31 protein-coding genes and 1 pseudogene are annotated in these 24,304 nt (G+C 60.8%); 16 read left to right on the forward strand and 16 right to left on the reverse strand.

Annotated features, from left to right (window positions below):
• A partial coding sequence (locus BM026_RS27495; protein WP_139217553.1) for a transposase occupies window positions 1-249 on the forward strand: 249 nt, incomplete at its 5' end.
• Window positions 250-426: 177 nt separating this feature from the next.
• On the opposite strand, the gene BM026_RS29730 is transcribed toward BM026_RS27495, so the two are convergent.
• Both BM026_RS29730 and BM026_RS29735 read right to left on the reverse strand, forming a co-directional pair.
• The gene (locus BM026_RS29730) at window positions 427-1,290 is read right to left on the reverse strand and encodes a methyl-accepting chemotaxis protein (protein WP_370636473.1); all 864 of its coding nucleotides are present in this window, start codon (window positions 1,288-1,290) and stop codon (window positions 427-429) included.
• A 39-nt stretch (window positions 1,291-1,329) separates the two neighbouring features.
• Window positions 1,330-2,346 (reverse strand): annotated as a pseudogene (locus BM026_RS29735) (methyl-accepting chemotaxis protein); the annotation flags it as partial.
• Between the two features lie 265 nt (window positions 2,347-2,611).
• Between BM026_RS29735 and BM026_RS27505 the strand changes: the two are divergent.
• Window positions 2,612-3,229, forward strand: a complete 618-nt coding sequence (locus BM026_RS27505; RefSeq protein WP_003176055.1) for a BamJ family beta-barrel-assembly machinery protein — start codon at window positions 2,612-2,614, stop codon at window positions 3,227-3,229.
• A gap of 60 nt (window positions 3,230-3,289) precedes the next feature.
• Here the strand turns inward: BM026_RS27505 and BM026_RS27510 are convergent, their stop codons facing one another.
• From BM026_RS27510 to BM026_RS27520, 3 genes are all read right to left on the reverse strand, one after another.
• Window positions 3,290-3,547 carry a PA4570 family protein gene (locus tag BM026_RS27510; RefSeq protein ID WP_056858344.1) on the reverse strand — a complete coding sequence of 86 codons (258 nt, stop codon included), beginning with the start codon at window positions 3,545-3,547 and terminating at the stop codon, window positions 3,290-3,292.
• A gap of 161 nt (window positions 3,548-3,708) precedes the next feature.
• A complete protein-coding gene (locus BM026_RS27515; RefSeq protein ID WP_024077373.1) occupies window positions 3,709-4,050 on the reverse strand; it encodes a zinc ribbon domain-containing protein YjdM in 342 nt (113 codons plus the stop codon).
• A gap of 114 nt (window positions 4,051-4,164) precedes the next feature.
• Entirely contained in the window at window positions 4,165-5,133 is a 969-nt protein-coding gene (locus tag BM026_RS27520; protein ID WP_058425717.1) for a polyprenyl synthetase family protein, read from the reverse strand.
• 239 nt (window positions 5,134-5,372) lie between these two features.
• On the opposite strand from BM026_RS27520, the gene rplU reads away from it, so the two are divergent.
• From rplU to BM026_RS27555, 7 genes are all read left to right on the forward strand, one after another.
• Window positions 5,373-5,687, forward strand: a complete 315-nt coding sequence (rplU, locus tag BM026_RS27525) for a 50S ribosomal protein L21 (RefSeq protein WP_007950961.1) — start codon at window positions 5,373-5,375, stop codon at window positions 5,685-5,687.
• A gap of 34 nt (window positions 5,688-5,721) precedes the next feature.
• Complete coding sequence (gene rpmA, locus BM026_RS27530) at window positions 5,722-5,979, forward strand: 50S ribosomal protein L27 (RefSeq protein ID WP_003176049.1); 258 nt, start codon at window positions 5,722-5,724, stop codon at window positions 5,977-5,979.
• A 193-nt stretch (window positions 5,980-6,172) separates the two neighbouring features.
• On the forward strand, window positions 6,173-7,396 hold the full coding sequence (gene cgtA, locus BM026_RS27535) for an Obg family GTPase CgtA (RefSeq protein WP_010206489.1): 1,224 nt from the start codon (window positions 6,173-6,175) through the stop codon (window positions 7,394-7,396).
• Between the two features lie 112 nt (window positions 7,397-7,508).
• Entirely contained in the window at window positions 7,509-8,627 is a 1,119-nt protein-coding gene (gene proB / locus BM026_RS27540) for a glutamate 5-kinase (protein WP_003176047.1), read from the forward strand.
• Window positions 8,628-8,642: 15 nt separating this feature from the next.
• Entirely contained in the window at window positions 8,643-9,107 is a 465-nt protein-coding gene (locus tag BM026_RS27545; RefSeq protein ID WP_015885841.1) for a CreA family protein, read from the forward strand.
• Window positions 9,108-9,208: 101 nt separating this feature from the next.
• Window positions 9,209-9,691, forward strand: a complete 483-nt coding sequence (locus BM026_RS27550) for a glutathione peroxidase (protein WP_071489177.1) — start codon at window positions 9,209-9,211, stop codon at window positions 9,689-9,691.
• A gap of 164 nt (window positions 9,692-9,855) precedes the next feature.
• Complete coding sequence (locus BM026_RS27555) at window positions 9,856-10,959, forward strand: NADH:flavin oxidoreductase (protein WP_093513852.1); 1,104 nt, start codon at window positions 9,856-9,858, stop codon at window positions 10,957-10,959.
• Between the two features lie 335 nt (window positions 10,960-11,294).
• On the opposite strand, the gene BM026_RS27565 is transcribed toward BM026_RS27555, so the two are convergent.
• Window positions 11,295-12,473 (reverse strand): glycosyltransferase family 4 protein, encoded by a 1,179-nt coding sequence (locus BM026_RS27565; RefSeq protein ID WP_093513854.1) that lies wholly within the window; start codon window positions 12,471-12,473, stop codon window positions 11,295-11,297.
• A gap of 54 nt (window positions 12,474-12,527) precedes the next feature.
• On the reverse strand, window positions 12,528-13,295 hold the full coding sequence (cysZ, locus tag BM026_RS27570) for a sulfate transporter CysZ (RefSeq protein ID WP_093530771.1): 768 nt from the start codon (window positions 13,293-13,295) through the stop codon (window positions 12,528-12,530).
• Window positions 13,296-13,578: 283 nt separating this feature from the next.
• On the opposite strand from cysZ, the gene trxB reads away from it, so the two are divergent.
• Entirely contained in the window at window positions 13,579-14,541 is a 963-nt protein-coding gene (gene trxB, locus BM026_RS27580) for a thioredoxin-disulfide reductase (protein WP_016976180.1), read from the forward strand.
• A gap of 63 nt (window positions 14,542-14,604) precedes the next feature.
• On the opposite strand, the gene BM026_RS27585 is transcribed toward trxB, so the two are convergent.
• Genes BM026_RS27585 through BM026_RS27610 form a run of 6 tightly spaced genes read right to left on the reverse strand, consistent with a single transcriptional unit; the run spans window position 14,605 to window position 17,542 of the window.
• On the reverse strand, window positions 14,605-14,946 hold the full coding sequence (locus BM026_RS27585; protein WP_093530774.1) for a HopJ type III effector protein: 342 nt from the start codon (window positions 14,944-14,946) through the stop codon (window positions 14,605-14,607).
• A complete protein-coding gene (locus BM026_RS27590) occupies window positions 14,939-15,235 on the reverse strand; it encodes a DUF1244 domain-containing protein (RefSeq protein ID WP_092249369.1) in 297 nt (98 codons plus the stop codon). The genes BM026_RS27585 and BM026_RS27590 overlap by 8 nt, the downstream gene beginning before the upstream one ends.
• Window positions 15,236-15,258: 23 nt before the next feature.
• Entirely contained in the window at window positions 15,259-15,630 is a 372-nt protein-coding gene (folX, locus tag BM026_RS27595; protein WP_003194073.1) for a dihydroneopterin triphosphate 2'-epimerase, read from the reverse strand.
• Between the two features lie 2 nt (window positions 15,631-15,632).
• Window positions 15,633-16,193: a GTP cyclohydrolase I FolE gene (gene folE / locus BM026_RS27600; RefSeq protein WP_024077360.1), complete on the reverse strand. Its 561-nt coding sequence runs from the start codon at window positions 16,191-16,193 to the stop codon at window positions 15,633-15,635.
• Between the two features lie 20 nt (window positions 16,194-16,213).
• The gene (gene folM / locus BM026_RS27605) at window positions 16,214-16,924 is read right to left on the reverse strand and encodes a dihydromonapterin reductase (RefSeq protein ID WP_093530776.1); all 711 of its coding nucleotides are present in this window, start codon (window positions 16,922-16,924) and stop codon (window positions 16,214-16,216) included.
• A gap of 57 nt (window positions 16,925-16,981) precedes the next feature.
• Window positions 16,982-17,542, reverse strand: a complete 561-nt coding sequence (locus tag BM026_RS27610) for an antibiotic biosynthesis monooxygenase (RefSeq protein WP_092249363.1) — start codon at window positions 17,540-17,542, stop codon at window positions 16,982-16,984.
• A gap of 217 nt (window positions 17,543-17,759) precedes the next feature.
• Between BM026_RS27610 and BM026_RS27615 the strand changes: the two genes are divergently transcribed.
• The gene (locus tag BM026_RS27615) at window positions 17,760-18,710 is read left to right on the forward strand and encodes a MerR family transcriptional regulator (RefSeq protein ID WP_071489187.1); all 951 of its coding nucleotides are present in this window, start codon (window positions 17,760-17,762) and stop codon (window positions 18,708-18,710) included.
• 4 nt (window positions 18,711-18,714) lie between these two features.
• Here BM026_RS27615 and BM026_RS27620 read toward each other — a convergent pair whose 3' ends face one another.
• Both BM026_RS27620 and BM026_RS27625 read right to left on the reverse strand, forming a co-directional pair.
• The gene (locus BM026_RS27620; RefSeq protein ID WP_071489188.1) at window positions 18,715-19,320 is read right to left on the reverse strand and encodes a hypothetical protein; all 606 of its coding nucleotides are present in this window, start codon (window positions 19,318-19,320) and stop codon (window positions 18,715-18,717) included.
• Window positions 19,321-19,383: 63 nt separating this feature from the next.
• Window positions 19,384-19,851 carry a PAS domain-containing protein gene (locus BM026_RS27625; protein ID WP_071489189.1) on the reverse strand — a complete coding sequence of 156 codons (468 nt, stop codon included), beginning with the start codon at window positions 19,849-19,851 and terminating at the stop codon, window positions 19,384-19,386.
• Window positions 19,852-19,984: 133 nt separating this feature from the next.
• Here BM026_RS27625 and BM026_RS27630 point away from each other — a divergent pair, with 133 nt between their 5' ends.
• Window positions 19,985-20,440 carry a flavodoxin gene (locus BM026_RS27630; RefSeq protein ID WP_092249360.1) on the forward strand — a complete coding sequence of 152 codons (456 nt, stop codon included), beginning with the start codon at window positions 19,985-19,987 and terminating at the stop codon, window positions 20,438-20,440.
• Here BM026_RS27630 and BM026_RS27635 read toward each other — a convergent pair.
• Window positions 20,421-21,317, reverse strand: a complete 897-nt coding sequence (locus tag BM026_RS27635) for a LysR family transcriptional regulator (protein ID WP_093530778.1) — start codon at window positions 21,315-21,317, stop codon at window positions 20,421-20,423. The genes BM026_RS27630 and BM026_RS27635 overlap by 20 nt on opposite strands.
• 98 nt (window positions 21,318-21,415) lie before the next feature.
• On the opposite strand from BM026_RS27635, the gene BM026_RS27640 reads away from it, so the two are divergent.
• The 4 genes from BM026_RS27640 (at window position 21,416) to BM026_RS27655 (ending at window position 24,297) form a co-directional block, all read left to right on the forward strand.
• A complete protein-coding gene (locus tag BM026_RS27640) occupies window positions 21,416-21,787 on the forward strand; it encodes a CidA/LrgA family protein (protein WP_071489192.1) in 372 nt (123 codons plus the stop codon).
• Entirely contained in the window at window positions 21,777-22,463 is a 687-nt protein-coding gene (locus BM026_RS27645; protein ID WP_071489193.1) for an LrgB family protein, read from the forward strand. The genes BM026_RS27640 and BM026_RS27645 overlap by 11 nt, the downstream gene beginning before the upstream one ends.
• Before the next feature lie 149 nt (window positions 22,464-22,612).
• Complete coding sequence (locus BM026_RS27650) at window positions 22,613-23,395, forward strand: class II aldolase/adducin family protein (RefSeq protein ID WP_093513857.1); 783 nt, start codon at window positions 22,613-22,615, stop codon at window positions 23,393-23,395.
• Window positions 23,395-24,297 carry an alpha/beta fold hydrolase gene (locus BM026_RS27655; RefSeq protein ID WP_092249352.1) on the forward strand — a complete coding sequence of 301 codons (903 nt, stop codon included), beginning with the start codon at window positions 23,395-23,397 and terminating at the stop codon, window positions 24,295-24,297. Before BM026_RS27650 ends, BM026_RS27655 begins: the two co-directional genes overlap by 1 nt.
• Window positions 24,298-24,304: the final 7 nt, after the last annotated feature.

Consider the following 24,304-nt stretch of genomic DNA (forward strand, 5'->3'; position numbering starts at 1 on the left):
TTTGTTTTCCCGGCGGGCATCCGCAAAGTGGTTTACACGACCAATGCCATCGAGAGCATCAATGCCCAGTTACGCAAGATCATCAAGACTCGAGGGCACTTCCCGACCGATGAGGCCGCGACGAAACTGATATGGCTTGGGTTGCGCAACATCACCGCCAACTGGGGTCATGCGGCACACGACTGGAAAGTGGCAATGAATCAATTTGCGATCCTGTACGGAGACCGATTTACCAGACCGAGCTGGTAAAACAAGGGCCTGCCTGACGGCAGGCCCTAACCAGCCCGAACACAAAAAAACTGATACTCCCCTGCGTAGCAGCCCCAAGCATTCACTGCGCTCTCAACTTCAAATCTGCATCAACTTGATCAGGGCCGCTTCGCGCCCCAACGGGAGCAAGCTCCCTCGCCACAGGGACTGCGGTTCTTAAACCCGGAAGTGGCTGACCATCTGCTGCAACTGGCTGCCCAACCGCGCCAGTTCCACACTCGACTTGGCCGTCTCGTCACTCGCCGTAGCGGTCTGCTCCGACACATCACGCACATTCACGATGCTACGGCTGATCTCTTCAGCCACGGCGCTTTGCTGCTCGGCGGCGGCGGCGATCTGCTGGTTCATCGACTGGATATTCGACACCGTACGGGTGATGTTTTCCAGCGACACACCCGCCTTGCGGGTCAGCTCGACACTGCTGTCGGTGAGGCTGCGGCTGTTGTTCATCACATTGGCCACTTGCTGGGTGCCGTTCTGCAAACCGGCGACCAGGCCTTCGATTTCTTCGGTGGATTTTTGCGTGCGCTGGGCCAGGCCACGTACTTCATCGGCCACCACGGCAAAACCACGCCCGGCTTCACCGGCACGCGCTGCTTCGATCGCCGCGTTGAGGGCCAGCAGGTTGGTTTGCTCGGCCACGGCCTTGATCACGTCCATCACACTGCCGATCTTGTTGCTCTCTTGCTGCAGGTGGGTCATGGCGTCGGTGGAGCGCGCGACTTCGGCGGCCAGGCGTTCGATCTGGGCGATGGCCTCGGCGACCACCTTGTCGCCGGCACGGGCTTGACCATCGGCGTCGGCAGCGGCGAGGGAGGCTTGTTCGGCGTTACGCGCGACTTCCTGCACGGTGGCGGTCATTTCGTGCATCGCCGTGGCAACCTGGTCGGTCTCGATTTTCTGGCTGTTCACGCCAGCGCTGGTCTGCTCGGTCACGGCCGACAGCTCTTCGGCGGCGCTGGCGATCTGGGTCACGCCGTCGCGGATGCCGCTGATCAATTCGCGCAGGGTGGTGCCCATGCGCTGGATGCCTTGTTGCAGCACGCCCAGCTCATCGCGACGGGTAATCTGGATATTGTGGCTCAGGTCGCCGGAAGCGATACGTTCCACCACTGCCAGGGTTTCCTGGATCGGGCGCGTGATCTGGCGCGTGATAACCAGCGCGGCAATCACGCCGACCAGCAGGGCCAGCAAGGTGCTGATCAATTGCAGGCTGCGGGCCTGGGCGCTTTCGGCGTCGCGACGGTTCAGCTGAATGTCGTACAGCTTGTCGCTGATGGTCACGATATCGGCGCCTTGGGTGGTCATTTCGGCCCGGGCGGTGACGATGTTGGCATTGGCCGCCTTGTAGTTCTGCACGGCAGTGCGGTAGGCGCCCAGAGCGGTTTCCAGCGAGGTCAGTGCGTTCTGTTGGCTGCTACCGAAAGCGGCGCTGAGGTCTTTCAAGCCGGCGATGGTTTTTTCAATCTGTGCGGCGGCACGGGCTTCGGTGTCCGGGTTGACGTTGCCGGTGTAACCGCGCACTTCGTAACGCGCCAATTGGAATTGCAGCTTGGCGTCGGCCACGGCCTGGAACTGGGCTAGGTGCTCCGCACTGTCAGGCATTTGCTTGACGCTGCTCTCCAGCGCATTGATCTGGGCGTTGGCGATGTCGGCTTTGTCGCCCATCACCTGGCGAGAGGCATTGCCGTTACGGTAGGCCTCGCGCATTTTGGTCAGCGACTGTTGGTAAGCGGTGATGATCGCTTTCTGCTCGTTGAGCAGCTTGAGGTTTTCCGGGCTCTTGAAGCTGTCGAGCAGTTTCTGTTGCTGGGCAGCAAAGGCATCCAGGTTGGTCTGTACGTTCTGGGCCACGGCCTCGTCGCCGTTGGCGAGCATGTATTGCAGGCGCACGATGCGCAGCTTGGTCAGGGACGCGTTGAGCTGGGTGATGTCGCTCATCCAGTTGCTGCGGTCGATCAGGCCGCCCAGGCTGGTCCAGCCGGTGAGGGCCAGGATCGAGGTGAGGACCAGCACCAGGCCGAAGCCCAGGCCGAGTTTGAGGTTGACGCTGATGTTACCGAACCAGCTGTTCATCGAATGCTCCGCAAAAGTGATGTCTGTCTGCTGGGCGGTGTTGTTGTTTGAGCCAGCCAAGATGTGTAGGGCTGTATCGGCGGACGAGTTGGAATCTGAAACTTTTTATTCGTGCATCAACGGGTAACCCCCCCTGACCGACCAACGCAAGCCCGCAGGCATGAGGCGCGGGGTTCATCGTGCATGCCGGTTTTATGCTAGTCTGCGGGCCCTTTTAGTTTTGGATGGCGCAGGAAACTGTGTCGCCCTACAGCGGAGCCTCTTCATGTCCGAAGTTAATCTGTCCACCGACGAAACCCGCGTCAGCTACGGTATCGGCCGTCAGTTGGGCGACCAACTGCGCGACAACCCGCCACCGGGCGTGAGCCTGGATGCAATCCTGGCCGGCCTGACCGACGCCTTCGCCGGCAAGCCAAGCCGTGTTGACCAGGAGCAAATGGCTGCCAGCTTCAAGGTGATCCGCGAAATCATGCAGGCCGAAGCCGCTGCCAAGGCTGAAGCTGCGGCGGGTGCCGGCCTGGCGTTCCTGGCTGAAAACGCCAAGCGTGATGGCATCACCACCCTGGCTTCCGGTCTGCAATTCGAAGTGCTGACCGCCGGTGATGGCGCCAAGCCGACCCGTGAAGACCAAGTGCGTACTCACTACCACGGCACCCTGATCGACGGCACTGTGTTCGACAGTTCCTACGAGCGCGGCCAGCCTGCAGAATTCCCGGTGGGCGGCGTGATCGCCGGCTGGACCGAAGCCCTGCAACTGATGAATGCCGGCAGCAAATGGCGTCTGTACGTGCCGAGCGAACTGGCTTACGGCGCTCAAGGCGTTGGCAGCATCCCGCCGCACAGCGTTCTGGTGTTCGACGTCGAGCTGCTCGACGTTCTGTAAGGCCTGCTGATTACCTGTGGGAGCGAGCCTGCTCGTCCCCACAGTGTTTTGCGGTTGTGCTCATGGATGGAACTTGCCATTGAGCTCCGTGGCCGGGCGCAACGCTCGGGCATAGCAGAACAGAAACAGATTGCGCACCACCTCCTTCAACACCCCAGGTTCACTGGAACTCAGGCCATTGACGTCCAGGTCGCCCTGATCCTGCAGTTCACTCAACGCTTCTTCTTCCAGTACCGCACAGACTTCACCGGTTTCCCGATGCAGGATCCGCAGGTAAGGGTGTGGGCGGTCCAGCCAGGCATCTATCAAATAAGTCATGGGTCGCATCTCCTTGATGGGTTTCAATGAGAATAATTCTTATTCGTAGAATAGCAAGTGCCTATTGGCGATTTCCGGGTTTTTCTGTGTGGATATTGCGAGAGGTCAACGCAGAGGGCGAAACGCCATCCCGCGGCGGGCGCGGGATGGATACAGCGGGTTCAGACTTTACGCACGAACTCGGACTTGAGCTTCATCGGGCCGATGCCGTCGATCTTGCAGTCGATATCGTGGTCGCCGTCACACAGGCGGATGTTCTTGACCTTGGTACCGACCTTGACTACCAGGGAGGTGCCCTTGACCTTGAGGTCCTTGATCACGGTGATGGTGTCGCCGTCCTGCAGGACGTTGCCTACAGAGTCTTTCTTCACGGTTTCATCGCCGGCCGCTTCGGCCTCGCCAGTGGCGGACCACTCATGGGCGCATTCCGGGCAGATCAGCTGGGCGCCATCTTCGTAGGTGTATTCGGAATTGCATTTCGGGCAGGGTGGCAACGTGCTCACTAAAGCTCCTTGAAAGTCAGGATGGCTAAAAGTCGCACATTATATAGGGATTTGTGGTCTTACAGGTTGTATGAAATCTAAATGTGGGAGGAGCGCCTCCCACATGGGCCCGCATCAATGGGTACGGGCGACCGCAAACTCACTCAGTTCAACCAGGGCGTCCCGGTATTCGCTGGCTGGCAGGGCTTCCAGGCACTGGATGGCTCGGGCCACGAAATCACGCGCCAGCTGCGCGGTGTAGTCCAGGGAACCCGACGCTTCGACAGCGGCGCGGATGGCTTCCAGATCTTCGATCCCGCCTTTCTGGATCGCCTTGCGCACCAGGGCGGCCTGTTCCGGCGTGCCTTCGCGCATGGTGTAGATCAGCGGCAGGGTCGGCTTGCCCTCGGCCAGGTCATCACCGACGTTCTTGCCCAGGGTTTCGGCGTCGCCACGGTAGTCGAGCAGGTCGTCCACCAATTGGAACGCCACGCCCAGGTGATCGCCAAAGGTGCGCAGCGCTTCGGCCTGTTCGGCGGTGGCGTTGCACAAGGCTGCGGCGCTGTGGGTGGAGGCTTCGAAGAGCATCGCGGTCTTGCCGCGAATCACTTCCATGTAGGTTTCTTCGGTGGTGCTGGCGTCGCGGACCTTCGACAGTTGCAACACTTCGCCTTCGGCGATGATGCGTGTGGCCTGTGAAAGAATCTTCATCACCGGCATCGAGCCGAGTTCAACCATCATTTCGAACGAGCGCGAGTACAGGAAGTCGCCCACCAATACGCTGGGGGCGTTGCCCCACATGGCATTGGCGGTCTCACGGCCACGGCGCATGCCGGACATGTCGACCACGTCGTCATGCAGCAGGGTGGCGGTGTGCAGGAACTCGATGGTGGCTGCCAGCAGGCGCAGGTCATCGCCTTCACGGCCCAGGGCCTTGCCGCACAGCAACACTAATAAAGGACGCAGGCGCTTACCGCCCGCCGACGTAATATAGTCGCCAATTTTGGAGACCAGCGGCACTTTAGAAGTCAGCTGCTTCTTGATGATGCCGTCGACGGCGCTAAAATCGTCCGCGACCGCGCGGTAGAAAGCTTGGGGTTGCATCAGCGACAGTCGCTCCAGAAGGGTTGCGCGGCATGCTAGGACCCAGGCCCCCGGGTGTCAAGGCGCGATGGACGGCCACTTGCAACACCCCTTTACCTTGCGTACAATCGCGCACCCTGAACTTCCTGGGCAGCACCTGCCTTACGCAATTGCATTCGGGACGTCCATCCCATGCAGCCATGCCAGCCAATACCTCTTCTTATAAAGCGCTGGGTGAGCAGGATTATCGGAGAAATACCATGTCGTACGCAGTAATTGTTACTGGTGGCAAGCAATACAAAGTCGCCCCAGGTGAATACCTGAAGATCGAAAAACTGGAAGTCGCTACCGGCGAATCCGTTACTTTTGATCGCGTTCTGTTGGTCGCCAATGGCGATGACGTGAACATCGGCGCTCCAGTTGTTGCTGGCGCTACCGTTGTGGCTGAAGTGATCTCCCAAGGTCGTCACGATAAAGTCCGCATCATCAAGTTCCGTCGTCGTAAGCACCACATGAAGCGTATGGGCCACCGCCAGTGGTACACCGAGATCAAAATCACCGGTATTCAGGCTTAATTTCAGCCTAATTCCTCACTAGGAGAATTGACTCATGGCACACAAAAAAGCTGGTGGTAGTACCCGTAACGGTCGCGACTCAGAAGCCAAACGCCTTGGCGTTAAGATGTATGGCGGCCAGAAAATCATTCCGGGCAACATCATCGTGCGTCAGCGCGGCACCCAATTCCACGCCGGTTACGGTGTAGGCATGGGTAAAGATCACACCCTCTTCGCGAAAATCGAAGGCGTGATCAAGTTTGAAGTAAAAGGCGCGTTCAACCGCCGTTACGTGAGCGTTGTCGCAGCTTAATTGCGAGATCGCTGGAAAAGCCCTGTCTTGCGACGGGGCTTTTTCGTTTGTGGGGTGAGTCTCTTGCAAAGCTGTTTGTAATGAGCTCAAGCGCTGGTTTTGCGGTCGCTGGTTGAGGTCGCTGCGCTCATTTTTGCAAGAGTCTTATGTCTTGGTTTCTTAAGCTCGTCCAAGCGGCGAGAGGCGTTTTGTTATGAAGTTCGTTGATGAAGTTTCCATCCGAGTAAAAGCAGGCGACGGCGGTAACGGTTGCATGAGTTTCCGTCGCGAAAAATTCATCGAAAATGGTGGCCCCAACGGCGGTGACGGCGGTGACGGCGGTTCCATCTACATGATGGCCGACGAAAACCTCAACACCCTGGTCGACTACCGTTACACCCGGCACTTCGATGCCGAGCGTGGCTCCAACGGCGGCAGCACCGACTGCACCGGTAAAAAAGGCGAAGACCTGGTACTGCGCGTACCGGTCGGCACCACGATCATCGACTCTGCGACCCAGGAAGTGATTGGCGACCTGACCAAGGCTGGCCAGAAGCTGATGGTAGTGCAGGGCGGCTGGCACGGTCTGGGTAACACCCGATTCAAGTCCAGTACCAACCGTGCACCGCGCCAGACCACGCCAGGCAAGCCGGGCGAGCAGCGTGACCTCAAGCTGGAAATGAAGGTGCTCGCCGACGTGGGCCTGCTTGGCCTGCCGAACGCCGGTAAAAGTACCTTCATCCGTTCGGTCTCGGCCGCCAAGCCGAAAGTCGCCGACTACCCGTTCACCACTCTGGTGCCGAACCTGGGCGTGGTCAGCGTCGACCGTTGGAAAAGCTTCGTGATCGCCGACATTCCCGGTCTGATCGAAGGTGCCTCCGATGGCGCAGGCCTGGGCATCCGCTTCCTCAAGCACTTGTCGCGTACCCGTTTGCTGTTGCACCTCGTGGACATGGCGCCGCTGGATGACACCAGTGCACCGGACGCCGCCGAAGTGATCGTCAGCGAACTGACCAAGTTCAGCCCGTCCCTGGCCGAGCGTGATCGTTGGCTGGTGCTGAACAAGTGCGACCAGATTCTCGAAGAAGAGCACGAAGAGCGCGTCAAGGAAATCGTCGATCGCCTGGAGTGGGAAGGTCCGGTCTACGTGATCTCGGCCATTGCCAAAGAAGGCACCGAGCGCCTGACTCGCGACATCATGCGTTATCTCGAAGACCGTGCCGACCGCCTGGCGGCCGACCCGGTATTCAAGGCAGAGCTGGCCGAACTCGACCAGCGCATCGAAGACGAGGCACGTGCTCAGCTGCAGGCTCTGGACGACCAGCGTGCCCTGCGCCGCAGCGGCGTGAAGTCGGTCCATGACATCGGCGACGACGATTGGGACGAAGAAGACGTGGATGATGAAGACGGTCCTGAAATCATTTACGTGCGCGACTGATTCGTTGCGATAAACTTGAACGCCGCTCCTTAATAGAGCGGCGTTTTAGTATCCGGGTTTAACGTTATGGGCCGCGCTGGGTCGCGCAGCCCTCAATCTAAGGTTGAAGATGATGCGGAGCAAAGTGACAGGTGCGCAGCGCTGGGTCGTAAAGATCGGCAGTGCGTTGCTGACGGCGGATGGCAAGGGGCTGGATCGCGCGGCCATGAGCGTCTGGGTCGAGCAGATGGTGGCCTTGCATGAGGCCGGCGTAGAGTTGGTGCTGGTGTCGTCCGGGGCGGTTGCCGCCGGGATGAGCCGCCTCGGCTGGACCGCGCGACCCAGCGCGATGCACGAACTGCAAGCCGCCGCCGCCATCGGCCAGATGGGCCTGGTGCAAGCCTGGGAATCCAGCTTTGCCGAGCACGGTCGCCATACGGCGCAGATCCTGCTGACCCACGACGACCTGTCCGACCGCAAGCGCTACCTCAATGCCCGCAGCACCCTGCGCGCGCTGGTGGAGCTCAAGGTCATCCCGGTGATCAACGAGAACGACACGGTGGTCACCGACGAAATCCGCTTCGGCGACAATGACACCCTGGCCGCCCTGGTGGCCAACCTGGTGGAAGCCGACCTGTTGGTGATCCTCACCGACCGCGACGGCATGTTCGACGCCGACCCGCGTAACAACCCCGACGCCCAGCTGATCTACGAAGCCCGTGCCGATGACCCGGCGCTGGACGCCGTGGCCGGCAGCGTTGGCGGCGCCCTGGGCCGTGGCGGCATGCAGACCAAGCTGCGGGCTGCACGCCTGGCGGCACGTTCCGGTGCGCACACCATCATCGTCGGTGGGCGCATCGAACGTGTGCTGGATCGCCTCAAGGCCGGTGAGCGCATCGGGACGCTGCTGTCGCCGGAACGCGGCATGCTCGCGGCGCGCAAACAGTGGCTGGCCGGTCATCTGCAAACCCGTGGCACCCTGGTGCTGGACGATGGCGCTGTGTCGGCGCTGTCCCAAGGCAACAAGAGCCTGCTGCCGGTGGGCGTCAAGTTGGTGCAGGGCAGCTTCCGCCGTGGCGAGATGGTGGTGTGCGTCGCGCCGGACGGTCGCGAGATCGCCCGGGGCCTGGCCAACTACAGCGCGCTGGAAGCCCAGAAAATTATTGGACAATCCTCCGATGCGATTGTCGGACTCTTGGGTTACATGGCCGAACCGGAACTGGTTCACCGCGATAACCTGATCCTGGTTTAACCAAAGGAATACACCATGCGTGTCATGAAGGGATTGCTCGGCCTGCTGCTGGCCATGCCGTTGCTGGCCTCGGCCGAGGAAATCGGCCAGGTGTCGACGGTGTTCAAGTTTGTCGGGCCCAACGACCGGATCGTCGTCGAAGCCTTTGACGACCCCAAGGTCGACGGCGTGACCTGCTACCTGTCCCGTGCCAAGACCGGCGGCGTGAAAGGCGGCCTGGGCCTGGCCGAAGACCGCGCCGAAGCCTCGATCGCCTGCCGCCAGGTGGGGCCGATCCGCTTCAAGGGCGAGCTCAAGGACGGCGACGAAGTGTTCAAGGAGCGCACCTCGCTGGTGTTCAAGACCATGCAGGTGGTGCGCTTCCTCGACAAGAAGCGCAACACTCTGGTGTACCTGGTCTACAGCGATCGCCTGATCGAAGGCAGCCCGCAGAACGCCGTGACGGCGATTCCGATTTTGCCCTGGCCGACCGCTCAGTAACCTGCAGGCGAGTTTTGCAATCGGCGTCTATGATTGCAGGCTTGCGGGCTGTAATCTCAAAGCGCCGCAATGTGAAGAACATGGGATATCTGGAGTTCGTCATGAGTGCTTTCCACGACCTGAAACTCAAAGCTTTGGACGGACAAGAGCTGCCGCTGGCGCCCTTCAAGGGGCAAGTGGTGCTGGTGGTCAACGTGGCCTCCAAATGTGGCTTGACCCCGCAATATGCGGCACTGGAAAACCTCTACCAGCAATACAAGGACCAGGGGTTTACCGTGCTTGGCCTGCCGTGCAATCAATTTGCTGGCCAGGAGCCAGGGACAGAAGAAGAGATCCAGGAGTTCTGCAGCCTGAACTACGGGGTGACCTTCCCGTTGGGCAGCAAACTTGAGGTCAACGGTCCTGACCGTCACCAGTTGTACCGCCTGCTGGCGGGCGAGGGCGCTGAGTTTCCTGGGGATATCACCTGGAACTTCGAAAAATTCCTGCTGGGCAAGGATGGGCGAGTGCTCGCGCGCTTTTCCCCACGCACTGCACCGGATGACCCGACAATTGTCCAGGCCATCGAAAAAGCCCTCAGCTAAGCGCTGCAGTTGTAATGAGCGGGCTTGTCCCGCGCTGGGCTGCGAAGCAGCCCCGACCGGCCATCACTTTTACCCCTTAATCACCCAGATCAATAGTGCTACCCAGCACGTCGCACTCTCCATATTATCCGCATCATAAATCCCGTCTTCCGTGGAGTGCCCCCATGCCTGTCCAAGCCTTGTTCAAACCGTTCCAGCTCGGCGCATTGCAACTGTCGACCCGCGTCGTCATGGCGCCGATGACCCGCTCGTTCTCGCCGGGTGGCGTGCCCAACTCCAAAGTGATTGAGTACTACCGCCGCCGCGCCGCTGCCGGTGTGGGGCTGATCATCACCGAAGGCACCGTGGTCGGCCATCAGGCCTCCAACGGTTACCCCAATGTCCCGCACTTCTACGGTGAAGCCGCCCTGGCCGGCTGGAAAAAAGTGGTCGACGCGGTACACGCCGAGGGCGGCAAGATCGTCCCGCAACTGTGGCATGTAGGCAGCGTGCGCCGTATCGGCACTGAACCTGACGCCAACGTACCGGCCTACGGCCCGATGGAGAAACTCAAGGATGGCAACGTGGTCGTGCATGGCATGACCCAGCAAGACATCAAGGACGTGATCAACGCCTTCGCCCAAGCCGCCAGGGATGCGCAGCGCATCGGCATGGATGGTGTGGAGATCCACGGCGCCCACGGCTATCTGGTCGATCAGTTCTTCTGGGAAGGCAGCAACCAGCGTACCGACGAATACGGTGGCAGTCTGGCCAACCGCTCGCGCTTTGCCATCGAGCTGATCCAGGCTACCCGTGCTGCCGTCGGCCCGGAATTTCCGATCATCTTCCGCTTCTCCCAATGGAAGCAGCAGGACTACACCGCGCGTCTGGTGCAAACTCCCGAGGCGCTGGGCGAGTTTCTCAAGCCGTTGTCTGAAGCGGGCGTGGATATTTTCCACTGCTCCACTCGGCGTTTCTGGGAGCCGGAATTCGAAGGGTCCGACCTGAACCTGGCTGGCTGGACCCGCCAGCTCACCGGCAAGCCGACCATCACCGTGGGTAGCGTCGGCCTGGATGGTGAGTTCCTGCAGTTCATGGTCAATACCGACAAGGTCGCGCAACCGGCCAGTCTGGAAAAACTGCTGGAGCGTTTGAATAACGACGAGTTTGACCTGGTCGCCGTGGGCCGTGCCCTGTTGGTGGACCCGGATTGGGCGTTGAAGGTGCGCGAAGGTCGCGAGGGCGACATCCTGCCGTTCAGTCGTGAGGCGTTGATGACGCTGGTGTGAGTGGCTGGGCTCCCTGTGATTACACAGGGAGCTTTATGCCGTCGGGCAGTTAGTACTGCGGCCCCTTGTACAGTTCTTTTGTGTGATCGGTTCTGTTCGGGTCTTTATGCCCCGGTTGGCCGTAGGCAGGAGGTTCTGCCCGAGATTTATCCATCCATTGTTGCTGGCGCGCCCATTCGGCGTTTGGCATGTTGACGCCATTACGTACACCCATTCCGTAAGCTGACATGTACCGTACCTCCATTATTGAAAGCCCTGCTCAGATAGCAGGTATCAATAATTGGTGTGCAGCATTAAGCAGTTCCTGATTTAAATATCAGGAAAGACATATTGATTCATCGCACATAAGGCTGTGTAGGAAGCGCGAGACTTTCATCACATGCACCGCGTAACTGATGCTCAAACTGCTCGATAATCGCCGGCCAGCCCTGGCGGCTCGCATGCTGGCGTGCATTCAGACGCATGCGGCGCAGGCTTTCAGCGTCCTCCAGCAGCCAATTGGCGGCCTCGCAAAACGCGTTCTCGTCTCCGGGCATCGCCAGCACGCCGTTGTAGCCGTGGCGGATATGCTGGCTTGCAGCGGCCTGGTCATAAGCCACCACCCCCAATCCTGATGCCATGGCTTCCAACACCACGTTGCCGAATGTTTCGGTGAGGCTGGGGAAGAGGAACACATCGCCCGATGCGTAATGCCGCGCCAGTTCCTCTCCGCGCAAGGTGCCGCAGAAAATCGCCTCCGGCAATTCCTTCTCCAGCGTCGCCCGCTGCGGGCCATCACCCACGATGATGAGTTTCATCTGGCGCAGTGGATAGGTGTCCTGCAAGGTCTCGAAGCAGCGCTTGAGCAACCCCAGGTTTTTCTCCTGCGCCAGTCTGCCCACATAGAGCACGGCGGTTTGCTCACTGTTCAATGCCCAACTTTCCCGCAGCGCATTGTCGCGTTTGGCGGGATGGAACAGTTGGCTGTCCACTCCGCGCGACAACATCCCCAGACGTTCGAAATGCCGGCGCTCCAGCTCCAGGCGCTGGCTGGCGCTGGGCACCAGGGTCAGGGTCGAGCGGTTATGAAACCAGCGCAGATAGTGCGTGACCACCCGGCTCAGCATGCTCAAGCCGTACTGGTTCGAGTACTGCTGGAAGTTGGTGTGAAAGCCGCTGACCACACTGATCCCCAGGCGCCGGGCCGCACGCAGGGCGGACAAGCCCAGGGGCCCTTCCGTGGCGATGTAGAGCACGTCCGGACGCTGACGGGTCCAGCGCCGCAGCAACTTGTGCATCGACGACTGCCCCCACTGCAGGCCAGGATATCCCGGCAGCGGCCAGCCACGGCATAGCAATAACGCGTCGTCGCTGGGACGGCTCTGGTCGACGCCCTGGCGCGGTCGCACCAGTTCGACTTGATGGCCACGCGCCCGCAAACCCTCGCACAGGCGACCAAGGGTATTGGCCACCCCGTTGATCTCTGGCGGGAAGGTTTCGGTGATGAGGGTGATGTGAAGCGAAGCTGTCGTCATGACCCACAGTGTCTCCGTGGGGCATGTCGTCATTGTGTCATCGAGATGATGGATTTATGACTGGGTCACTTTTTGCCGCGCCGCCATCGCCTCGGCCCCTTGTTCGCGTACCCAGAACAGCGTCGCCCCGGCTACTGCCGCCGGCATCATCAGCAGGTTGAGCACCGGCACCAGCAACACCAGGTAAACAATCCCGCCGAAACTCATGCTCTGCCAACGTTTCTGGCGCAGCCAGGCGAGCATCTCGTTCCAGCCCAGCTTGTGGTTGTCGGCCGGGTAGTCGATGTACTGGATCGCCATCATCCACACGCCAAACAGCAACCACAGCGGTGCGGCGACCAGATTGACCACCGGGATGAAAGACAGGATAAACAGGCCGATGGCCCGTGGCAGGAAGTAGCCCAGCTTGCGCATCTCCCGGGCGAGGGTGCGCGGTACCATCGCGATCAGCTCGCCCCAACTGAAGGCTGGGAAGTCATCGGTGCCGCGCACCACCACTTCAACCTTCTCCGAGAGAAAGCCGTTGAAGGGGGCGGCGATGATGTTGGCGAGCATGGTGAAGGTGAAAAACACCATCAACACCACCAGCACCACGAACAATGGCCAGAGCAGGTAGTTCAGGAAACCCAGCCAGCTCGGCAGCGTCGGCATCAGGTGGTCGACCCACAAGCTGAACTGATGACCGGCAAAATAGATCAAGCCGACGAACAGCACCAGGTTGATCGCCAGTGGCAGCAGCACAAACAGACGCAGGCCTGGGCTCAACACCAGTTTGAGGCCTTCGCGCAGGTATTGCGGGCCGGAAAGAGCAGGGGCGGACATGGGGAACTCCGAGCAAAAGGGCGAACGCGCCGACCTTACCGGCTTTACATCGCAGGCGAAAGCCGCGACATCAGCCGTAACAAACCTGTCGATCAGTCGGGCCAACTACATAGTGACCGTCTATGAGCTGGATTGTTATTCCGTATTTCCTTAATCTTGCCCCCCTCGATACGCTGCACCCATTATTTTTCAGGGCCTGCGAGTTCAAGCCTTCCCCAAGTGCTTCGTGGTCCCTTTTTTATTCCAGCCGCCTTGTAGTCCGGGCGGTCGACAGGAGTGAGTCATGTCTGATACCCGTCATTCGCGAGTGATTATTCTCGGTTCCGGCCCTGCCGGTTACAGCGCCGCCGTCTACGCTGCCCGGGCCAACCTCAAGCCGCTGCTGATCACCGGCATGCAGGCGGGCGGTCAATTGACCACCACCACCGAAGTCGACAACTGGCCGGGCGACGTCCACGGCCTGACTGGCCCGGTGCTGATGGAGCGCATGAAAGAACACGCCGAACGCTTTGAAACCGAGATCGTGTTTGATCACATCAACCAGGTCGACTTCTCCAAGAAGCCTTACAGCCTGACCGGCGACAGCGGCGTATACACCTGTGACGCACTGATCATCGCTACTGGCGCCAGCGCTCGCTACCTGGGCCTGCCGTCGGAAGAAGCGTTCATGGGCAAGGGCGTTTCCGCCTGCGCGACCTGTGACGGTTTCTTCTACCGCAACAAACCGGTCGCCGTGGTCGGTGGCGGCAACACCGCCGTGGAAGAGGCGCTGTACCTGGCCAACATCGCCAGCACCGTGACCCTGGTCCACCGCCGCGAGACCTTCCGCGCCGAGAAGATCCTGATCGACAAGCTGCATGCCCGTGTCGCCGAAGGCAAGATCATCCTCAAGCTCAACGCCACTCTGGACGAAGTCCTGGGCGACAACATGGGCGTGACCGGTGCCCGCCTGAAGAACAACGATGGCAGCTTCGACGAGCTGAAAGTCGACGGCGTGTTCATCGCCATCGGCCACACCCCGAACACCTCGCTGTTCGAAGGTGTGCTGGAAGCCAAAGACGGCTACCTGGTGGTGCAGGGCGGCCGTGAAGGCAATGCCACCGCGACCAACATTGAAGGTATCTTCGCCGCCGGTGACGTGGCCGACCACGTCTACCGCCAGGCCATCACCTCCGCCGGCGCCGGTTGCATGGCGGCACTGGATGCCGAGCGTTACCTCGACGGCCTGCAGAACGCTTCGTTCTAACCAACGCCGCACAACAAATGTGGGAGGGGGCAAGCCCCTCCCACATTTTGTTTCAGGTCTGGCTCAGGATTTTCGAGTCAGAGGTTGGGCGGTGAACTTCACACCGGCCAAGCCGTTTGTGATCAATGCACGGATATTGCCGTGATCACTCCCCTCAGGCGTCGCCACCACCGAACGGTAATGCTCACCAAACGCCAGCAGCGCTTCCTGCTCGCTCAGCCCTTCCAGCACTGCCAGGCCCAGCGTCTTGCACGCCCCTTCGTTCTGCCCGGCGGCATTCTCTACCGCGCCATTGGTGAACGCCTGTGGCTGGTACTCGTAACCGGCAGCGACAAACGCCAGGGTATCGGCAAAAACGTGTTCGCCGCTGTTGAGGCTGGCGCGCAGGGTATTCAAATCATTCATGGGGTTTTCCTTTGGCGAACGCCGCCTGTTGATCGGCGCTGGCTTCTTTCTGGTATTGGGTTTTCCACTCGGCGTACGGCATGCCGTACACCACTTCACGGGCGGCATCCAGGCTCAGCTCGATCTGGCGCGTGTCGGCCTCGGCCTTGTACCACTTCGACAAGCAATTGCGGCAGAAACCGGCGAGGTTCATCAGGTCGATGTTCTGCACATCCTTGCGGCTGTCCAGATGTGCCACCAGCCGGCGGAAGGCGGCGGCTTCGAGTTCGAGGCGTTGTTGGTCGTTCATAAGGTTCACGCAAATCTCAGGGGTTAACGGCTGGCCGCCAGGGTAATCGAAACCGACTCGGCAAAACGCAACGCATGGGGCTTGTCCACTTCCACTTCGGCGTACAGCACCGACTCATTGCTCATCACCAGGTCCAGCAACTCCTGGGTCAGGCGCTCCAGCAGGGCAAAACGATTGCCTTCGACATGGGCGATGATCGCCTTGGTGATGGTGCGGTAGTTCAGCGCGTGGTCGATGTCGTTGTCGCGCACGGCTTCCTGGGCGGCGTACAGGATGGTCAGGTTGATCAGCACATCCTGCTTGTTGAGGATTTCGTCCTCGTTGATGCCGATGAAGGTGCGCAGGCACAGGTCCTTGACCCGGATGCGCGCCATGCCTGGTTGAAGTTGTGGCATTGCTACTTGCTCCGTCCGATCAGTTGCAGGAACTCCATGCGCGTGGTGTTCGACTCGCGGAACGCGCCGAGCATCACCGAGGTGTTCATGGTTGAATTCTGTTTTTCCACACCGCGCATCATCATGCACATGTGCTTGGCTTCGATGACCACGGCCACGCCGGCGGCCTGGGTCACTTCCTGGATGGCGTCGGCGATTTGCCGTGTGAGGTTTTCCTGGATCTGCAGGCGGCGGGCGAACATGTCGACGATGCGCGCCAGCTTCGACAGGCCCAGCACCTTGCCGGTCGGGATATAGGCGACGTGGGCTTTGCCGATAAAGGGCAGCAGGTGGTGCTCGCACAGCGAGTACAACTCGATGTCCTTGAGGATCACCATCTCGTCATTGTCAGAGGCAAACAGCGCGCCGTTGACGATTTCTTCCAGGTTCTGCTCGTAGCCATGACACAGGTATTGCATGGCCTTGGCGGCACGCTTGGGGGTATCGAGCAGGCCTTCGCGCTCGGGGTCTTCGCCCAAGCCCTTGAGGATCTCGCGGTAATGGTGGGGCAGGGATAAGGTCATACAACATCCTCAAAAGCGGCTTACTTGATATGCCGCCCGCCGTTGACGGTCAGGGTGGTACCGGTGACATAAAGGTTATCCAGCAGGTAACGCACGCTCTGGTAGATCACCTCGGGCCCGGGCTCGATGCCCAGTGCGGACTTGGCCAGTACCTTGGCGCGGTAGGCGTCGTCGTCGCCGTCGTTGAACATCACCATCGCCGGGGCGATGCCGTTGACCTTGATCGACGGCGCCAATTGCGCGGCAAACGACAACGTCAGGCTGTCGAGCCCGGCCTTGGTGGCGCAATAGGCGATGTGCTGGCGGCTGCCCTTGCGCACCACGTCGTCGCTGATGTGCACGATGTCGGCCGGTGTCGAGCGTTGCAGCAAGGGTGAACAATGCAGGTTGATCAGGTACGGCGCAAGCATGTGCACGCTGAACATGTCGGTAAACGCGCGACTTTCGTCGTCGGGGGATTCCGCTATCCAGGCAGAGGCGTTATGGATAACCGCACGCAGGCTCTGGGTATGGGTGTTCAGCTCAGCGATAAACGCCAGGATACCGGCCTCGCTGGAGAAGTCGGCAAACACTGCGATCGCCCCACGCTCGCGCAAGGCCTGCACGCCGGGCCGTTCGCTGCGGTAGCTGAAAATCACCGGGTGGCCGTCGTCCAGCAAACGCTGGGCGCAATGCAGGCCGACACGCTGGCCGGCGCCGGTGATCAGGATCGGGGCGTTCGTTGCAGTCATGGGAGGCTCGAGTCGCTGGCAGGTTGAAACTATACCAGCGACCGAGCACCCCTGTATTCACGCCGCGGCTTCGGTAGCCTTGCGCGGTGTAGGGGCAGGATGCAGCCAGTTTGCCAACAGGTGGGTCGACAGTGGGATGAACCAGTAGACCATCAGTGGCGTCAGCGCCATGGTACTGACCAGCACGCGCGGTGCCAGGTCCAGTTCGCTCAGCAGTGGGTTCAGGACAAAGTTGAACAGCAGCGACACCGGGAAAAACGCCAGCCAGATCGCCACAGCCTGCTTCCAGCGAGGTGGGCGCGCGCCCACGGCGCCGAACCAGCCATCGATGCCACGTACGCGATGCTCCGACGGGTCGGCAAACAAGTCGCTGCCACGGCTCAGCCACGCACTGCGCGACGCGGAAAACTCCCAGGCATGCAGGGTCTTCTCATCGGCAAAGCGGAAAATGATCTGGAATTCATCATCGTTGGGCGGCGGTGCCAGGACGCCTGAGCCCAGGTAGCCGGGAAAGTCCGTGGCCAATTGCTCGCCTTCGCGCAGCCAGGCCATCAGTTCTTCATAGCGACCCTTGGCCACGCGACGCGCAACCATCAGGGTGACGGGAGAGGTAGACATTGTGTATCTCCAAATAGTGGGCGCTCGTGACCGGGTAGGTACGACACCAGGTGCAGCTGCGGGGTGATGCGGCTGCGCCTTGAAAAAGCAGGCAAGGATTATTCCTGTTTTGCTGAAATACGCCAGACACTTCTGTCGGTTCGCCCCGTGGCTTGAATCGTTCAACCGAATAAGCGTTAAATAGGATCCAAATCGACACGGATGTTCTTGACCTCTGATGCCCGAAACTATTGCTCCGCAGCGCGAAACGACCCTTGACCGCGTCGCTGTTTCCGATGATCTATTGCCGATTCGAGAAGTCGCTCGGCTGACGGGCGTCAACCCGGTCACCCTGCGTGCCTGGGAAAGACGCTACGGCCTCATCCAACCGGTCCGCACCGAAAGTGGGCACCGGTTGTATTCGCGCACCGATATCGACACCGTGCACCGTATTCTCGACTGGATCGAACGTGGCGTCGCCGTGAGCAAAGTGGGCAGGCTGCTTGCGCGCGATGAGCGCATCGGCGAACCCGGCCTGGCTGGCGGGGACAGCGTGGAGCGGGCCCAATGGCACGGGCAACTGCGCAGTGCAATCAGCGCGTTCGATGATCGCCAACTGGATCGGCTGTACGGGCAGATATTTTCCGCCTACCCACTCGCCGTGGCGTTCCAGGATATTCTCATGCCGCTCTGGCAGGAACTGTTGCGTCATCAAGGCCGCTTCGGCGAGGCCAGCGAATGGCTGTTCTTCGATAACTTCCTGCGTTCGCGTACGGCGCAACGTCTGCAGGTGATAGCCGCTTCGCCGCTGCCACGGGTGCTGCTGGCGGCCATAGCCGGAGAATGTCGCGAGCTGGAATTGTTGGTCGCAGGCCTGCTGCTGACGGGGGAGAAATTCGCCGTGAAGCTACTGGGAGTAGGCCAGCCACTCGATGAGTTGACCCTGGTCTGTGAAAAGACCCAACCGCAAGCGCTGGTGCTGTTTTCCAACCGCGCCCCCGGCAGCGAACTGCCACTGCGGCTCAAACGCCTGGCGCTGACCCTGGATTGCCCGCTGCTGCTGGCCGGTGACGCCGCGGACTTCGCCCAGGAAAGCCTGCAAGGCTCGTCAATCGGCTGCCTGGGCAACGAAGCACGGTTGATGCAGCGCCGTTTGCTGCAATTCCTGAGCGGTAGCCTGGATACCTGATGTTTCAGGCGTGCACTTCGGGGTGGACCAGGCGGTGCTGGTGCAGGATGAACTGGCGCAGGCGCTCGGTTTCATCGACGTCGTCCTGGCTGAGCCGGTAAGCGAACAGGCCGCGTGCGGTTTCCCGTTCGAACGTTCCGCGCAGCGCAATGCGCTCATAGCCGGAAGGGCTGAACCACAGCGAAAAGGTTTTCGGTGGCTTGAGCCGGCCACGGATCTCCACCAGCACCCCTTTGAACGACACTTCATGCACCCACAACGCGCCCGTGCCGCCCTTGATATTCTCCAGGGCCACCGGCGTTTCGAGCGCCAGGCGCCACGGCCGGATCATCGGCCCATCCTCGAAAATACTCGGCACGCCCAGGCGCAGGTGCACGGCATGAAACTCATCTTCCACCAGGTGCAGCGGGAAGGTGAGTTGCTGATTGTCGAACTGTGCCTGGATGGTGACGTGATCGTGGGCCGCCAGGCGCGTGAGAAGATCGCGAATCTGCGCACCGCCGTTGACTGTCAGGCTCGATGACGCATCCCGCAGGTTCAATTGCGGGTTGTGCTGCATAGTCTGGATAAAATCCAGCTCGTCCTGGGTCAGGAGTGCATCGCGTTGCATGGGCTTGCTCAACGAATGTGGGAAGGCATTAAAACGCCATTATCCTCTTAATGACCGTTATTTCTAATCTTTGTTAGATCCACTGGTCGCCTTGAGTGCCGCCAGTTCGGCCTTGAGTTCGGCCACTTGCGCCTCCAGTTGAGCCACGCGCTGCTGGGCTTTGACCTGGACGCTCACATCTTTTTGCACGCCGACGCAATAAGTCTGTTTATCCGCCGGGTTGTAGACCGTCGACAGCGACAGCTCATTCCAGAAATGCGTGCCGTTCTTGCGGTAGTTGCGCAGGACTTCACGGCAGTGGGTGCCCGCGGCGAGGGCTTCGCGAATGGCGATCAGGGCGGGTTGGTCGCGGTCACCGGATTGCAGGAAGCGGCAATCCTGGTAGAGGATTTCGTCGCGGGTGTAGCCGGTCAGGCGCTCGAAGGCGGGATTGACGTAGATCAGTGGCAAGTCCTTGCCTTCCCGTTCAGCGATGACGATACCGTCATTCGAGGCGTCGATGACCATTTGCATCAAGTGAGCATTAATCATGCGGGGGATCCATCCATTTGGGTGCTGCAAGTCTAAGGCACCGCGCTCCATTTTCCACCCGGTATGGCGATTTTTGTAGCGGCGTTCAAGCTGTTAATATCCCACGCTTTCGCTCAACTACAGGATCAGATTGATGAAAGTCGCCATCCTTTCCGGCTCGGTCTACGGCACCGCTGAAGAAGTCGCTCGTCACGCTGCCGATATCCTCAACGCGGCCGGTTTCGAGGCCTGGCACAACCCTCGCGCCAGCCTGGCCGACGTGCAGGCGTTTGCGCCGGACGCATTTCTGGCGGTGACGTCCACCACCGGCATGGGCGAATTGCCCGACAATCTCCAACCCCTGTACTCGACGATTCGCGACCAACTGCCCGCCGCCTGGCGCGGGCTGCCCGGCGCGGTGATCGGCCTGGGAGACGCCAGCTATGGCGACACCTTCTGCGGCGGTGGCGAGCAGATGCGCGAGCTGTTTGGCGAACTGGGCGTGCGTGAAGTGCTGCCGATGCTGCGCCTGGATGCCAGCGAAAGTGTGACCCCGGAAGCCGACGCCGAGCCGTGGCTGGCTGAACTGGTCACTGCACTGCGCGCTTGACCGGAAACTCACGCAGCAACGCCAGCCAGGCCTGGGCGGCTTTCGACAGGTAGGCGCCCTCACGCCAGATAAAGGCAATGTCCCAGCGCAGGTAGTCGGGCGCCTTGAGCGTCAGGCGCACCACCCCGGGTCGCACCAGCCCACGGGCGACCACGCTGGGCAGCAGCACCACACCCTGGCCGGCGGCGACCAATGCGGCGAGGAAGTCCGCCTGGCCGCTGCGACCGATTTCCTTCGGCGTAAAACCCAACTGTTCACACGCCTGCAGCAGGCGGTCGTTGAGCACGAAGCTGCGCTGGTACATCAGGAACGGCGTGTCGGCGAGTTCCTCCAGGCGTACCTGGGCGTTTTCCGCCAGGGGATGATCAATCGGCAACAGCGCGTCCAGGGGCTCATCGCAGAACGCTTGCCAGGCAAACGCCGGGTCGCTGGGTCTGAGGCTGCCCCCCACTTCCAGTTCACCGCTCAGGATGGCTTGCTCGATATTGCGACTGCCGCCCTCCAGCAATTGGATGGTCACGTTCGGGTAACGCCGGCGGTATTCGGCGAACAGTCCGGCAAACAACGTATCCCCGGCCAATAACGGCAGGCCCAGGCGCAGTTCGCCTCGGGTCAACTGGTGCATATCGTCCAGCTCGCTGAGCAACTCGTTTTGCAGGCGCAGCATGGCTTCGGCGCGTTGCAGGACGACTCGGCCGGCGGCGGTCAGGCGGATCTGCGAGCCGATTCGGTCGAGCAGTGGCGTGCCCAGGCTCTGCTCCAATTGCGCAACCTGTTTGCTGACGGCGGACTGGCTGATATGCAGGGTTTTGCCGGCCTGGGTAAAGCCATCCCGGTGAACCACTTCGACGAAGCTGCGCAGCTGTTTGAATTCCATGTGCGAAATTCCAGTTTGGAATAACTGGCAGTCTAACAATTCGCTGTGGGGATGGGGCATGCCTCTTTAAAATGAAGGCCTGCGAGGACCCAAAGCCCATGAAACGTTTCACCCGTCTGTTGATTGAACTGGTCGTGCTACTGGCCATTTACCTGTTCGGCTGCCAACTGGCGATGTGGTTGGCCTGGCCGATTCCCGGCGGTGTGGTGGGCCTGGGCCTGTTGTTGATGGCCTTCGCCAGCGGCCTGGTCAAACCGGCGGCCCTGCAATTGGGTGCCGGCGTGCTGATGGCCGAGATGCTGCTGTTCTTCATTCCGGCGCTGATGAGCCTGCTCGACTACGGCGGCCTGCTGCGCAATGAGGGATGGCGCATCCTGCTGGTCATCGGCTTGAGCACGTTGGCCGTGATGCTGGTGACCGCATTCACGGTGGAACTGGTGTGCCGCTGGAGGCTGCGCCATGAAGCTTGAACTGATGCCGGTGTTCTGGCTCGCCTTGACCTTGGGCACCTATATTTTCAGTCGCTGGATCTACCGTCGCACCGGGCGTTACCTGTTGTCGCCGCTGATCCTGGTGCCCGTGCTGTTGCTGGCGGTGGCCGTACCGATGAACACGGCCTACGCCGAATACTCTGCCGACACCCACTGGCTGATGCTGGTACTCGGCCCCGTCACCGTGGCGTTCGCCGTGCCGATCTGGCAGCAGCGGCGGTTGCTGGCGCGTTACTGGTCGGCATTGTTGCTGGGGATGGTGGCCGGCAGCGTGGCGTCCATCGCCACCTCATTCGGCCTGGCCAAAGCGTTGGCCCTGGACAGCTCGGTGACGATGTCCCTGGTGCCACGCTCCATCACCACGCCGTTCGCCATGCCGGTGTCCTCTGACCTGGGTGGCGTGCCGGAATTGACGGCGGTGTTCGTAATGTTCACCGGCGTATTCGGTGCGATGCTCGGCGGCGTGCTGCTCAAGTGGTTGCCCCTGCGTACGCCGCTGGCGCGCGGTGCGCTGTTTGGCGTGGGCGCCCACGGTGCGGGCGTGAGCCGGGCCCATGAAGTGGGCGGCGAAGAGGGCTCGGTGGCAGGCCTGGTGATGGTCCTGACCGGCCTGCTCAACCTGTTTGCCGCGCCTTTATTGGCGGCACTTCTCTGACGTCGGTTGCGCGGATTTAAACTATTCTCAAAGCTGACCCGTACGGTCATCAAGCTGGCTGCCAAGGCAACTACGGCGGCCAGGGCGTCTGACTAGACTGGCCCATCACTCAAAAAATAATAAGAAAGTGCGCCAAGGAGGTCGTTGCCGTGAGCCTAGCCCCCGTTCCATCGCCACAGAATGTCAAAGATCAGGTCAGCGCCGCCGAGTGGCAGACCCGCGTCGACCTGGCAGCCTGCTACCGCCTGGTGGCGATGCACGGCTGGGATGACCTGATCTTCACCCATATTTCGGCCAAGGTGCCGGGCACCGACGACTTCCTGATCAACCCCTACGGGCTGATGTTTCACGAGATCACCGCGTCGAGCCTGGTCAAGGTCGACCAGGCCGGCAACAAGCTGATGGACAGCCCCTACGAGATCAACCCGGCGGGCTACACCATCCACAGCGCCATCCATGAAGTGCGCCACGACGTGACGTGCGTCCTGCACACCCACACTGCCGCCGGTGTGGCGGTGGCGGCGCAGAAGCAGGGTGTCTTGCCGATCAGCCAGCAATCGATCTTCGTGCTGTCGAGCCTGGCTTATCACGCCTACGAAGGGGTGGCGCTGAACCACGAAGAGAAGGCCCGGTTGCAGGCCGATCTTGGCCAAAATAGTTTCCTGATGCTGCACAACCACGGTCTGCTGACCTGCGGCAGCACCATCGCCGATACGTTTCTGATGATGTTTACCTTCCAGCGCGCCTGCGATATCCAGGTGTTGGCGCAAAGTGGCGGCGCGCAATTGATCCCCATCGGGCCACAGATCCTCGCCGGTGCCAAGGCGATGGTGGCAGCTGTCACAAAGAGTGCTCAAGGTATGGGGGGCGCGCTGGCGTGGCCGGCGTTGCTGCGTAAATTGGACAGCCTCGATCCCGGGTATAAAACCTGATGCCTCTTGCCGAGATCCCGCTGAGTGTCTGGCGCAAACGCAGCCAGACGTTCGACTTCAACGGCCGCACTATCCGCTACTGGGTGGCGGGGCAGGGTGAGCCGTTGCTGTTGATCCATGGCTTTCCCACTGCCAGTTGGGACTGGCATTACCTGTGGCAGCCCCTGGCCCAACGCAACCTGGTGATCGCCTGCGACATGCTCGGTTTCGGCGATTCGGCCAAACCCCTCGACCACGGTTATTGCCTGCTGGAACAGGCGGATCTGCAACAGGCGTTGCTCGAGCACCTGCGCGTGGACCAGCCGGTGCACGTGCTCGCCCACGACTACGGCGACAGCGTCGCGCAGGAACTGCTGGCCCGGCACTACGAAGGTCGCTTTCACATGGCCAGCTGTGTGTTTCTCAACGGCGGGTTGTTCCCGGAAACCCACCGTCCGGCGCTGGTGCAAAAGCTGCTGCTCAGCCCGCTGGGCTGGATGATCGGTCGTGCCTTTGGGCGCAATGCCCTGGCGGACAGTTTCAACCAGATCTTCGGGCCTGACACTCGCCCCAGCGAGAGTGCCCTGGATGATTTCTGGAGCCTGATCGACTCTCATGAAGGCACGCGCATCCTGCACAAACTCATTGCCTACATCCCCCAGCGACGGCGTCTGCGCGATCGCTGGGTCGATGCGATGCAACAGGCTGAAGTGCCGCTGCGGGTGATCGATGGCGAAATCGACCCGATCTCTGGCGCCCACATGGTGGCGCGTTACCGCGAGCTGGTGCCCCACGCCGACACAGTGCTGCTGGCCAATATCGGCCATTACCCGCAGATCGAGGCGCCGGTGCAGGTGCTCAAGCATTACCTGGCGTTTCGTGAGCGGATCGGGCGACCGACTTCGCGAATCGCCTATTCCTGAGCTGACG

Origin of the sequence: Pseudomonas sp. NFPP24, from assembly GCF_900112095.1 — a bacterium.
Taxonomy (GTDB): domain Bacteria; phylum Pseudomonadota; class Gammaproteobacteria; order Pseudomonadales; family Pseudomonadaceae; genus Aquipseudomonas; species Aquipseudomonas extremorientalis.